Annotated in this window: 1 protein-coding gene; it reads right to left on the bottom strand. The window is 77.1% G+C overall.

Features of this window, described 5'->3' with window-relative positions:
* The coding region (locus VR44_RS39460; RefSeq protein ID WP_045952516.1) for a hypothetical protein at positions 1-201 on the bottom strand (201 nt) is incomplete at both ends.

Raw genomic sequence — 201 nt, 5'->3', positions numbered from 1 at the left:
TCACCGGCCGGGGCCCCCGGGGCGAGCCAGTAGCGCCGGTGGTGGAAGGCGTACGTCGGCAGGTCGACGGGGTGACGGGCCGGTCCGGTGTGGAGGGCGGCCCAGTCGACGGGGATGCCGTGGACGTGGAGGCGGGCGAGGGCGGTGGTGAAGGCGATCTCCTCGGGGCGGTCGGTGCGCAGGGCGGGGACCGTGAGGGCG

The organism is Streptomyces katrae (assembly GCF_000966975.1).
Lineage (GTDB): Bacteria > Actinomycetota > Actinomycetes > Streptomycetales > Streptomycetaceae > Streptomyces > Streptomyces katrae.
The sequence above is the reverse complement of the archived record's forward strand: the minus strand, read 5'-3'. Positions and strand labels throughout refer to the sequence as shown.